Annotated in this window: 8 protein-coding genes; all 8 read right to left on the reverse strand. The window is 33.9% G+C overall.

Annotated elements, in window-relative coordinates:
* Positions 1-18: 18 nt before the first annotated feature.
* Positions 19-3,264 carry a PorP/SprF family type IX secretion system membrane protein gene (locus DK442_RS12590; RefSeq protein WP_109436233.1) on the reverse strand — a complete coding sequence of 1,082 codons (3,246 nt, stop codon included), beginning with the start codon at positions 3,262-3,264 and terminating at the stop codon, positions 19-21.
* Between the two features lie 4 nt (positions 3,265-3,268).
* Entirely contained in the window at positions 3,269-5,323 is a 2,055-nt protein-coding gene (locus tag DK442_RS12595) for a gliding motility-associated C-terminal domain-containing protein (protein ID WP_109436234.1), read from the reverse strand.
* 541 nt (positions 5,324-5,864) lie between these two features.
* Positions 5,865-7,952, reverse strand: a complete 2,088-nt coding sequence (locus DK442_RS12600; RefSeq protein ID WP_109436235.1) for a gliding motility-associated C-terminal domain-containing protein — start codon at positions 7,950-7,952, stop codon at positions 5,865-5,867.
* A gap of 300 nt (positions 7,953-8,252) precedes the next feature.
* Entirely contained in the window at positions 8,253-8,825 is a 573-nt protein-coding gene (locus tag DK442_RS12605; RefSeq protein ID WP_109436236.1) for an OmpH family outer membrane protein, read from the reverse strand.
* 229 nt (positions 8,826-9,054) lie between these two features.
* On the reverse strand, positions 9,055-9,906 hold the full coding sequence (locus DK442_RS12610) for a bifunctional 2-polyprenyl-6-hydroxyphenol methylase/3-demethylubiquinol 3-O-methyltransferase UbiG (RefSeq protein WP_109436237.1): 852 nt from the start codon (positions 9,904-9,906) through the stop codon (positions 9,055-9,057).
* Positions 9,907-9,954: 48 nt separating this feature from the next.
* Positions 9,955-10,419, reverse strand: coding sequence for a hypothetical protein (locus DK442_RS12615; RefSeq protein WP_109436238.1), 465 nt, complete (start codon positions 10,417-10,419; stop codon positions 9,955-9,957).
* 51 nt (positions 10,420-10,470) lie between these two features.
* A complete protein-coding gene (locus tag DK442_RS12620; protein ID WP_109436239.1) occupies positions 10,471-10,950 on the reverse strand; it encodes a hypothetical protein in 480 nt (159 codons plus the stop codon).
* Complete coding sequence (gene mnmG, locus DK442_RS12625) at positions 10,950-12,821, reverse strand: tRNA uridine-5-carboxymethylaminomethyl(34) synthesis enzyme MnmG (RefSeq protein WP_109436240.1); 1,872 nt, start codon at positions 12,819-12,821, stop codon at positions 10,950-10,952. Before mnmG ends, DK442_RS12620 begins: the two co-directional genes overlap by 1 nt.
* Positions 12,822-12,846: the final 25 nt, after the last annotated feature.

The following is a 12,846-nucleotide window of genomic DNA, read 5'->3' on the forward strand; positions in this document are numbered from 1 at the left end:
CATAGTCTCTTCTTACATTTATTGAATTTTCAATATATAAAGATCTCCACCATACGAGTTGTTTACATTAGAGAACAGACTTTGTTTTGCATCATCAAGATTGTCATATCTCTTTAAGTATACGTATATATAGTTATCTTTTGGGTTCCTGAAATATTGAGGCTCCAATCCTTGAGATCGAAGTTTCGCCATTCCTCTCTCGAAATAATTTTCTCTTTTGAAAATATTCGTAATCAAGTAATATCCATTTTCGATATTATGTCCTCCAATAAAGGATAAACTTTCTGTTAATACCGTGTCATCCTTGACTGTATCTTTTATTAATCTTGTTTCTTGTAATAGTTTCTTATAGGATTCTACTCTACTCTTTGCAATATGTAATATCCACATATCTCCAAAGAATCTATTATCTATACTACTTAAGTATTTCTCTACCGCTTCATCTTTATCAGTATAACTTTCGATAGCAACATATTGGAATTGATTTTCAGGATTAAGAATAATCGTTGAGTTATCAAATCCTAAGTCTTTAAGGGTACTTGAGAATTTCTCTGCATATGCACCACCCTTAAACACATTACCAATTAAGTAATATCCTTCAGCATATCCTGGTATAAACTTAGTAGCAATCTGAGCTTCTGGTCTTGAAGTTTCAGCAAATTTTACAAATCTATTGTTTGCCGTAAGTCTTTTTGAACTAGCTGGGTTATTTTTAGCCTCACCTGCATCATCATCCATATTTACAAGAGATTCTAAAAGTTTATTAAACTCACGCTTATCTACATTTAGACTTGTAGTTAATAATGAATCTCTACGTGCATATATTTTGCTTGTAATTCGACTACTATTATCTAATTCTTTCTTAATCTCATCTAAACCTTCTTCATTTTGATTTTGAGCTGCCGCTGCTGCTGCATCTGCCAATCGCTTCTCTTCTGCTAATCGTGCTGCCTCTGCTGCTGCTTCATCTGCCAATCGCTTCTCTTCTGCTAATCGTGCTGCTTCTGCTGCTGCTTCATCTGCCAATCGCTTCTCTTCTGCTAATCGTGCTGCCTCTGCTGCTGCCTCATCTGCCAATCGCTTCTCTTCTGCTAATCGTGCTGCTGCTGCTGCCTCATCTGCCAATCGTTTCTCTTCTGCTAATCGTGCTGCTTCTGCTGCTGCCTCATCTGCCAATCGTTTCTCTTCTGCTAATCGTGCCGCCTCTGCTGCTGCTTCATCTGCCAATCGCTTCTCTTCTGCTAATCGTGCCGCCTCTGCTGCTGCTTCATCTGCCAATCGCTTCTCTTCTGCTAATCGTGCCGCTTCTGCTGCTGCTTCATCTGCCAATCGCTTCTCTTCTGCTAATCGTGCCGCCTCTGCCGCTGCTTCATCTGCCAATCGCTTCTCTTCTGCTAATCGTGCCGCTTCTGCTGCTGCTTCATCTGCTAATCGCTTCTCTTCTGCTAATCGTGCCGCCTCTGCTGCTGCTTCATCTGCCAATCGCTTCTCTTCTGCTAATCGTACTGCTTCTACACGTTCAATTTCTCTTTGTGCAGCTAATCGCTCTTCCTCTTCTTTTTCCTCTGCCACTACACGCTCAATTTCTTTTTGTGCCGCTAATCGCTCTTCTTCAGCTTTCTGTTCTGCTTCTACACGTTCAATTTCTCTTTGCGCAGCTAATCGCTCTTCTTCAGCTTTCTGTTCTGCTTCTACACGTTCAATTTCTCTTTGCGCAGCTAATCGCTCTTCCTCGGCTTTCCGTTCTGCTTCTACGCGTTCAGTTTCTCTTTGTGCAGCTAATCGCTCTTCCTCGGCTTTCTGTTCTGCCTCTTCTATTTCTAACTGCTTCGCTGCAGCAAGGCGTTCTTCTTCTTCTTCTTGTTTAGCAGCTTCTGCTTCTCTTGCAGCTTCTTCTGCTGCTATTCTTTCTTCTTCTGCTCTTTCGGCAGAAACTTCGCGTTCTACTTCTCTTTGTGCCGCTAATCGTTCTTCTTCGGCTTTCTGTTGTGCCTCTTCTCTTTCTAATCTTCTTTCTGCTGCTAGACGTTCTTCTTCTTCTGCCTTCTTCTTATTAAGTAGTTTTACCTCTTCTTCTCTCTGTAATTCTAATTGTCTTGCTGCTTCAGCTTCTTTTTCCCGAGCTTCTGCAATCGATCTTTCAAGTTCATTCATCGCCTTTTGCTCCTGACTTCGGGAATCGCCTTTTTGCTCTTGTAGTTCTCTTATTAATTTATTTTGTTCTAAAATTTCTTTTTTCAATCTTCTTATCTCAGAATCCCTTGCTTCATATGCTTTTTGAGTACCTGTTTTAGATCGACTATTTCTTCTTCTTGGTTTTTCTCTTTCAAAATTATAAGCCAGACCTACTTCATGAGTAGCTCCAAAATTACTTGTGTCACCAAAACCTGTTTCATAAGTATATCCTACAGAAACATTTGAAGTGATATTACCTCCAATTCCAACTGAGGCGCCATAAAAACTATTATATCCCGCTTGAGCCCATCCTAATGCCGGTAATTCTACAATCACATTACCTCCATACCTTAAATTCGAATCTCCACCCGTATCAGACAGCATATTAACATACCCCATCCCTCTTATAAGCTTATCTGATCTTCTTTCTAAAGGTCTTGTATACATAACATGACCTCTAATAGCCATATTGTCTGTAAGTAGTTCACTAGATGTAAGATTGTATGCAACAAGATTCGCTGCAGAAACTCCAACATCAAAGTCTAAGTAATTAAAGTTAACACCTGGAGTCAATTGAAAAACAGAGCTGTTTTCAAAATTAAGAATGACAGGATCACTCACTTGGACACCATTATTTAATATTGTACTGGTAGCAGAATCAATATTAGATTTAATCCCGCTTTGAGAAAAACCGAGATTCATACCAAAAGTAAGATTCATATCTCTATCTAACTCTACATTATACGCAAAGTTGGCAATACCTCCAAAGTATCTATAAATACCTTCATTTTGCTGATGTAATCCAATAGAAACTCCTATTCTTTCATCAAAATTTGCGGTATAATTGATAAGATATGTTTGTGGGTTATCATTAAATGATGCCCATTGTGTCTTGTTATATATATTTATTGATTTTTTATTTTCACGCACCAAAGAAAAGGTAGGGTTAAAATAAAATCGATTATATTTCACGAGATTATTGGTAGGAATATCTGTAGGAAGTACACCGTAGGTAATAGTATTTTCATCCTGTCCTTTAAGAAGATTAAAGGATATACATATAATTATTAAAAGTAATTTTCTGACCATAAAACTATCTCATTACCGTTATTGATCCTTTTCTGACTACGGAATTATTTTTTGTTATTATATAATAATAAATAGGATCTTGACCTGAGGATTTTGAATTTTCTGCCGGCCAGTTATTCTGATAACTTACCGAATTAAAATCAACCTCTCCTCTAGAACTATAAATAATAACTTCTACATCTTGTTGATTAAAAAGTGAACTTGGTAATAACCAATTATCGTTAATACCATCACTGTTTGGGGTAACTATATTGGGTATGATCTCTGAACTACCCGCTACATCAGAAATTGTAATTATCTCAGAATCTATAACACAATCTAACAATGTAATTCTCACAAAATATTGTCCTCTGATATCTGTTACTATTTCACTGGTTCCTTGTCCAGTTATAGTCCCGTCACTTGTAGTACCATCTATTATTGACTGATTTTCTCCATCCACAACTCTAAACCATTCATACATATAGTTATTACTTTGCTGCACACTCAATGTAGTTGTTTCACCAAAAGGAATAAATGCCGGTGAAGCATCAATTACAACTACATCTGACAAGAATTCTACTGTTAGTTCATTTGATCGAGCTGTATCAAAAGAAGTACCTCTTAGTGTTGCTTCTAATGCATATACTTCTCCAATGTTATCTTGGTCTACTGTTAGCGTTGTTTCAGTTACTCCTGTTGATTGAGTTCCTAAGAACCATTCAAAGTCAAATAGAGCATATTGTTCTGTAGTAATAGGAACTTCTAATCCTGTAGCAGTAATACCAAATAAATTTTCTAATCCTAAAGTACCCGTGTCTGCATCACAATCTAACAAAGTTGAAATCTGAGTTCGAAAACCAACTGGTTCGAAAACCTCGGTGGTGGCATCCAAAGTATCCATACAAACATCATTTGCAAATACGCTAGCAACATAAACTCCTGGATTAGTTACATCAATAGACAAAGCTCCCGGATCTGTAATCGGAAGCGTGGGTTGAAAAACAATTCCATTCCTAAACCATTGGACTGTACTACCTGCATCTGGAGCATTAGTTGTAATCGACAACGTTAGCGTAGGTTGTGTAGGCAATAACATGATCAAGGGAGGCGGTTGGGTCAAAATATCCGAACCTAAATTAATTACTTCGACAGGATCTGTAGTTACCGAACACGTTTCTGTACCAATTACATTAACTGTATATATACCTGCAAAATTACTCTGCGGTAAATTCAATAAAAAATTATCACTATTAGGAATCAAAACGCCGTCTTTAAACCATTCATAGGTAAATCCGGGATCAGTTACACTTGTACTTAATACCTTAACATCACTAGGGCAGAATTCTTGCGGCGAAGTTTCATTAATTCTAACCGTTGTAGTATTAAAATCTATAACTTCTACAGTGGCAGTATCAAAATTAAAAGCAGGATTACAACTTCCAAAATTTACTTGCACCATGTAGGTACCTGTTTGGGTTACGTTTTCTAAATTTGGCCCTGATTCTCCAGCAATTACAGAACCATTAAACGTCCAAATATATTCTGGAAAATCATTTGGTAATGTAGTTAGAGTAGCAGATTCGCCATCACACAAAGCAACCGTATTAGCTTCAATATTAGAGCCAGTCAAGGTAACTCCTACAGAAAAATCAAAATAATAAATAGGAATATTTTCTCTAACCGCACTCAATGTACCTGTTGCTGGTACGCTAACTCTTAAACTATAATTCTCTCCTCTAGATTCTGTTGGAATTGGAAATGAAGGAAATTCAATATCTCCACCAGGGGGAATACCAATAGGGGTAGTGAATCTAGCCAAAACTGCAGCTGGATCTGCAAAAACACCATCTTCATCAGATAATTCTAATACAAATTCGGTCCCAGCATTAAATAAAATATTGGCTTGCGCCACCGCTTCTCGATTGGGTGTATTTTGATTAACACAAAGTATATTTGCCGTAGCTCCACTAATTGAAAATAAGGGTGCAGAGATATCCTGAGCGTCAGCTTTCAGTGAAGAAAATAGAAAGCTGGTCACAATAGCAATTACTGATATTAGGTTAAGTTTTTTTTTCATGACATCACACTTATAATTTAAGGTGAATATGCAATATTAACTTTGCGATTTGGGGCGCTTGTTAATAATATTGTTAATATATTTTTTACCAAGACATAAAATTATAAATTAAATGTTTATATCAAACTAAAATTTCATTTTTTTTTGTAATAATTTTCTGACCTTTAGATTGTTGCTTAATATTACCCAAAGTTAACATCATCTTAAAAGACACTTCAATATACATAAAAAATTGTTAATCAAAGCATTGGGTCAATATAAAAAATCGTTTTGTAGCGATAGAAAAGGTTAAAATATCCCCTCTTTTGGGGTTAAAAAACAGCAAAAATTCAAAAATAATGAGACAAATTCCCGTTGTTTTGATACATTTTACACAAATAAAATACACCGAAAAAGGCAACTTTTTTCGATGAAGTGTAAAAAAACTATTGAAGTTGATTTGTTAAAAAGACGTCATATTCCCTTAAAAAAAGATTTATAATTCAAGGAAAAACAATATCATTTTAACACTTTATATCCCCATAATTTCACATATAAAAATTTATCTCATTACGGTTATCGATCCTTTTCTGACTACGGTTTTATTTTTTGTAATCATGAAATAATAAATAGGATTCTGACCCAAAGAACTCGAGTTTTCTGATGGCCAGTTATTCTGATAATTCTTTGAAGTAAAATCAACTTGTCCTTTTAAATTATAAATAATAACTTCAACATCTTGTTGGTTAAAAAGTGAGCTTGGTAATAACCAATTATCATTAATGCCATCCCCATTAGGGGTCACTATGTTGGGTATAATTTCAGACGTTCCTCTCTCATTAGAAATTATCATTGGTCTAGAGTCTATTACACAATCCGACAGTGTTATTCTTACAAAATACTCTCCTGTAGTATTAATTTCTATAGAATTTGTCCCCTGTCCACTTACAATATTGTCGCCATTAACTACTATTTGATTTTCTCCATCAATAATAATAAACCATTCGTAAATATAAGAGGTACTTTGTGGGGCGCTTAAAGTAATTGTACTTCCGGGAGGAAGAAATGACATTGAAGGTGTAATTTCAACAACTTCGGATAAAAATTCTACTATCAATTCATTTGATCTTGCTGTATCAAAAGAAGTCCCTGTTAGAGTAGCTTCTAGTGCGTATATCTCTCCTATATTGTCTTGATTAACACTTAACGTCGTTTCTGTAATTCCCGTGCTCTGGACGTCTAAAAACCACTCAAAATCAAAAAAAGGATATTGTTGTATAGTAATAGGAACTTCTAATCCTGTAGCAGTTATACCAAACAAGTTTTCTAAACTTAATATTCCTGTATTATCATCACAATCCAACAAGGTCGAAATTTCTGTTCGAAAACCAACAGGCTCAAAAACTTCTGTAGTTGCTGTAAGTATGTCTCCACAAAAATCGTTTGCAAATACCTCTGCAAAATAGACTCCAGGATCACTCACATCAATAGACAAAGCTCCGGGATCAGTAATTGGAAGCTTTGCTGTAATCGGAACCCTTCCTGCACCAACCATTCTAAACCATTCTATAGTACTACCGATGGAAGGTGCATTAGTTGTTATTGATAAGGTTAATATTGGTTGCGTGGGTAATAACATGATCAAAGGTGGTGGTTGAGTCAAAATATCTGAACCTAAATTAACCACCTCTACAGGTTCTGTAGTTATAGAACAAACATCAGAACCTATTACTTCTACTGTATACATTCCTCCAAAATTACTTTGTGGCAAACTTAATATATAACTATCTTCATCAGGAATTAAAACCCCATCTTTAAACCATTTATATATAAAATTAGGATCATCTATATTCACTTCTAACATTCTAGGAGCACTTGGACAAAATTCCTGCAAAGCAGGTCCTTTAATTTTTATCTCAGTTGTATCAAAATCAAAAACCCTTATACTGCTACCCGAATTAAAGGCAAAAGAACTTGTACAACTACCAAAATCGATACGTACAAAATATAAACCTTCTTCTGTTATGTTATCCAATATTGGTCCAGATTCTCCTGGGATAATATCTGCATTATCAATATTATCACTATCTGGATTCGCATTAAAATACCAAATATATTTAGGTAAATCATTAGGTATAGCTTGTAAACCAATAGATCCTCCATCACATAGTACATTAGAATCTATTTTGTTCACCACAACACTGTTAGGTGTGTCAAAAAAATAAATAACAATATTTTCTTGTACAGTTCCTATTATATTATCCGCGGGTACACTCACTCTCAAACTATAGTTTTCACCACCCAAGTCTATTGGGATAGAAAATAAAGGGAATTCTATATCACCTTCAAGAAGAATATCAATAGGTGTGGTAAATCTTGACAATACTCGAGGGGGATCAGAAAAAACACCATCTCCATCTGATAGTTCTAATACGAACTCTGTACCAGCAGTAAAAAACATTCCCGCTTTTGCAATTGCACCGCGATCTGGTTGTCTATCTGTAATACAAAGCTTTTGAATAGAAATAGGTGTTCCATCGGTACCTATAAAAATAGGTTTCTCGATTTTTTCTTGAGCCATAACTTTAAATGAAGAAGATATAAAGCAGGTCATGATAATAAATACCATTAGGTTTTTAGAGTATTTCATATTAGAAGGTTATTCCTACAAATTTAAACTCTAAGGTACTTTTAAGGCAGGGTGCTTTGTTAATGTTTTGTTATTTAACACAATACACAACTAATTGATTATCAGATATTTAAATGTTATAAAGAATCAAAAACAGGAAAGATACAGGAAAGATACATATCGATAAAACAGTATAATTAATGGACATAAAAATTAAAAAACCGTAAATAAAATATATAAAAAGATGAATTATATATAATAAGAAACAAAAAACCCTCACTGAGATTTCAGTGAGGGTTACATTATAATATTCTATTGAAACTACTCTTTAGCCTCAGTCTTTGTTTCTACAGCAGTACTATCTTTCTCTTTCTCTTCTATACTTTCTCCACCATTTAATTCCTCAAGAATCTTATCTGTAAGATCTAATTCTTCTTTACCATAAAGAATAACCTTGCTAGCATCTGTATTTCCATAAATATAGGTATATCCATTTTTCTTACCATACTCTTCTACATAATCCATCACTTTATTAATGATAGAATCTATTTCAACCTGACTACCTTGTTGAATCTGCTGCATTTTGGCTTGTTGTTCTTGTTGCAGGCCTTGTTGTTTAGCCATTAGTTCTTGCTCTTTTTTCTCTCTATTAGCCTTGGTCATAGATTTCTGGATCATCTGGTATCCTTGTACTTCAATCTGAAACTGTTTAGCTTTTTCCTCAAGTTCTGCTCGAACTTCATTATTACGTTTTGTCCATTTTTCCTGAGCTACTTTCATTTCTTTAAAATCAGAAACAACTTTAGTGTTATTAACAAAACCTGTTTTCTCTATTTGTTGATTACAAGAAGCAAAAATTAATACCGCCCCCGCAATCCATAAAAATTTTTTCATTTTTCAAAAATTTAGTTCTGAGCAAAAATATCAAAGTTCGAGTGATGTTATTCATTATATCTCCTCAAAAAAATACTATATAAGAAAAAACAATAGTGTGTATGATTTCAATCCAGAAAATCTATTAAAAACCAACAAAAATAAGACGTTTTAAAGCGTTTTTGAAAAAAAACAATACAAATACATGTTGTTTGTCTCAAAAAAGCAGAAAAAACACTTAAAATAGAAATTACATATTTTTTAGCACATAAATATGGGAAGAATATTCGCCTGATCGATTTCCTTTACCGTTTGAACGTAATCCCAACCAAAAGGCTTTGAAAAAATTCATTTTACCATTTTTATATTTTTCTGATAGCAACGCAACATAAAAAGAGTCAAATTTCATCGGCAGCGTTTTTTCAAGCATTAAATCGTTCTCTTCAAAAAGTTTCTGTATTGCTGTTTTAGAAAAATGCCAAAGATGTCTTGGCACATCATAGGCAGCCCAAAAGGATTTATAATAGGTTGCATCGTACGATTTGAAATTAGGGACAGCAATTAGAATAGCACCATTAGGTTTTAGAAGACGCTTTAATTCTATAATTTGAGCTTTTAGATCAGGTATGTGTTCAAGAACATGCCACATAGTAATTACATCAAAACTCTGTGGTTCTAAGTTTGTAGTATTTGATCTTAATTCAATTCCCTTTTTTCTTGCTAACTTCTTTGCTTGATCATTTGGTTCTACTCCCTCAACCTTCCAGTTCTTTTTTTTAGCTGTATTTAAAAAATCTCCTGTTCCTGCTCCAATATCCAAAAGCATTCCAGATTCTTTACTTAGCTTATTAATAAGGTTTACTTTTTTGTTTAGAGAATAGGTTTTAACAATATGATATAATCTCTCAAAGAGAGATCGTTTAGCATCTGTATGAGAAATGTAATCTTCACTTTCATAATATTTATGTAAATTATTTTCATTTGGTTTTGGAGATGTAATCAACATATCATATTCTCGATCATAAAGTAATTGGAATTTTTCTCCAGAAACTGTGTGATCCTTACACTCGATAAAAAAATCTAACACTTTTTGTTTATTCATTTATAATAATAATGAAAATTTAAAATCAATTCTAGTTTTGTTTAAAATTTACTCTTTTGACGTATCATAAACTTCAACTTGTAAAAGCCCTCCTAAATCATTAGCGATTTTTAAAGCTTTGTTATAGTCATCTAATTTCAAAACTGTAAAGTGAGTATTGTCTTTAAAAAATCTGACAACCCATTTTTTAAATCTAGTTTCATCTCCATCTATTTCTTCACGATGAACAAATGAGGCATTAAAAACAGAAATGTAATCTGGAAATTTTAACTCTAGTTTAGATTTCCAAATAATCAATCCAAAAAACAGATATAACTCTTCATTCATGAAATCTTTAGTAATCTTAAATGCTTTTGTATATCCCAACCAAATCAACCCCATACAGAAAAATAAAACAGTTGTAAGTAAAGAAGATTTTTCAAACCAAAAAGAAAGAATAGCAAAAATCATTATAAAGATCGAAAACAATTTATTAGGTATTGTTTTGGGCTCTTTGCAAATTATACTATTCATTATCTATTTTTCTTTGTTGTATGCGTTGTCATAAAAATGTTCCACGTGGAACTATTTTTTAATCGTATCATATATTTCTACTTCCAAAAGTTCACTTAACTCATGAGCTACCTTTAAAGCCTTCTCATATCTTTCTGTTTTATAAAGAGTAAAATTTTTGTTTTTGGTAAAAAAACGAACTACAATTTTACTATGCCTTTCTTTCGTTCCAATTGCACTAACCGCACCCCATTCATTATCCAAACTAAAAGAGGCAGAGAAAACAGAAATATAATCTGGAAAATCCAAATTGAGTTTTGTTTTTAAAACAGGAAAACCAAAAACTGAGAAAAGTTTTTGATTATTAAAATCCTTATTGATTTTATAAGAAACAGAATATCCAAACACAATTAATGAAAAAAAGAAAAAGACTAATCTAGATAAAATTGATTCTTCTGTATAGAAAAGAAATGCAATAGAAACCAGCAAAACTAAGACAGAAAGAATTCTTCCTTTTATAGGTTTTTCTTGTTTACAAAATACACTCTTCATTATCTACCCATATAAACCAAAAGCACAGAAATATCACTCGGAGAAACTCCACTTATTCGAGATGCTTGAGAAACCGTTGCAGGTTTTATCCTTGACATTTTTTCTTTTGCTTCAAAAGACAAAGATTTTAATTTAGAATAATCAAAGTCCTTTGGGATTTTTAAATCTTCTAAACGGTTAAGTTTATCTGCATTATTTTTTTCCTTCTCGATATACCCAGAATACTTAACCTGAATTTCTGTTTGTTCCAGAATCTCTTTATCCAAATCATTCTCTTTAATATACTTTGTTATCGTATCAAAATGTTTTATATCTTCTAAAGTAATTTGTGGTCTAGAAAACAACTTAAACAATTTTCCACTCTGGTGTATCGGAGAGGATTTCTTTTCTTCTAAAACCGGATTTGCTACTTCTGGAGAAACACTAGTATCTTTAAAAAACTGAACAAAATCATTTGCTTTTTTCTCCTTTTCCTCCATTCTCCTCATTCTTGAATCCGAAGCCAAACCTATTTGATGAGATTTTGGTGTTAGTCTAAAATCAGCATTATCTTGTCTCAGAAGAGTTCTATATTCTGCACGAGAAGTAAACATTCGATATGGTTCTTCTGTTCCTTTAGTAATTAAATCATCTATTAAAACACCAATATAAGCTTCACTTCTTTTTAAAATAAAAGATTCCTCCTCTTTAACTTTTAGTGCTGCGTTTATCCCTGCCATTAATCCTTGAGAAGCCGCCTCTTCATATCCTGTAGTTCCATTTATTTGTCCGGCAAAAAATAACCCTGAAACTAATTTTGTCTCCAACGTATGCGTTAACTGTGTTGGTGGAAAATAATCATACTCTATAGCATAACCTGGTCTAAAAAACTTTACATTTTCAAAACCAACTACAGATTTTAAAGCTTTGAACTGAACATCCTCTGGTAAAGAAGTTGAAAATCCATTTACATATACTTCAACTGTATTCCAACCTTCTGGTTCTACAAATAATTGATGTCTATCTTTATCCGCAAAACGATTAATTTTATCCTCTATAGAGGGGCAATATCTCGGGCCTATACTTTTTATTCTCCCATTAAACATTGGAGATCGGTCAAAACCTTCTCTAAGCAAATCATGAACTTCTAAAGAAGTATATGTCATATGACATGATCTCTGCTCTGTTAATGGCTTAGTTAAATCTGTATAACTAAATTTTTCTGGATTATCATCTCCAGGCTGTTCTATCATTTTGGAATAATCCAAAGATCTTCCATCGACCCTTGGAGGTGTACCTGTTTTCATTCTTCCAGAATCAAAACCTAAATCAATCAATTGTTCTGTTATTCCAGTCGCTGCTCTTTCACCTGCTCTACCTCCTCCAAATTGTTTTTCACCAATATGAATTAATCCATTCAAAAAGGTTCCATTAGTAAGGACAACAGTCTTTGCTTTTACTTCAATTCCGAGAGAAGTTCTCACTCCTTTTATCTCACCATTTTCTACCAAAAGACCGCTAACCATTTCCTGATAAAAATCTAAATTAGGCGTCTGCTCTAACATCAATCTCCAATCTTCAGCAAAGCGCATTCTATCACTTTGTACCCTTGGACTCCACATTGCAGGTCCTTTTGATTTGTTCAACATCTTAAACTGGATTGCCGTACGATCACTTATGATTCCACTATATCCACCAAGCGCATCAATCTCTCTTACAATTTGTCCTTTTGCAATTCCTCCCATAGCAGGGTTACAACTCATCTGCGCAATATTCTGTAAATTCATTGTAATTAACAATGTACTACAACCTAAATTTGCGGCTGACGCCGCAGCTTCACTTCCTGCATGACCCGCTCCAACTACTATAACATCATACTCCTTATCAAACATAATTTCTATTAATTTGTTCCACGTG

It is taken from the genome of Aquimarina sp. AU119 (assembly GCF_900312735.1).
In the GTDB taxonomy this organism is placed as follows: domain Bacteria; phylum Bacteroidota; class Bacteroidia; order Flavobacteriales; family Flavobacteriaceae; genus Aquimarina; species Aquimarina algiphila.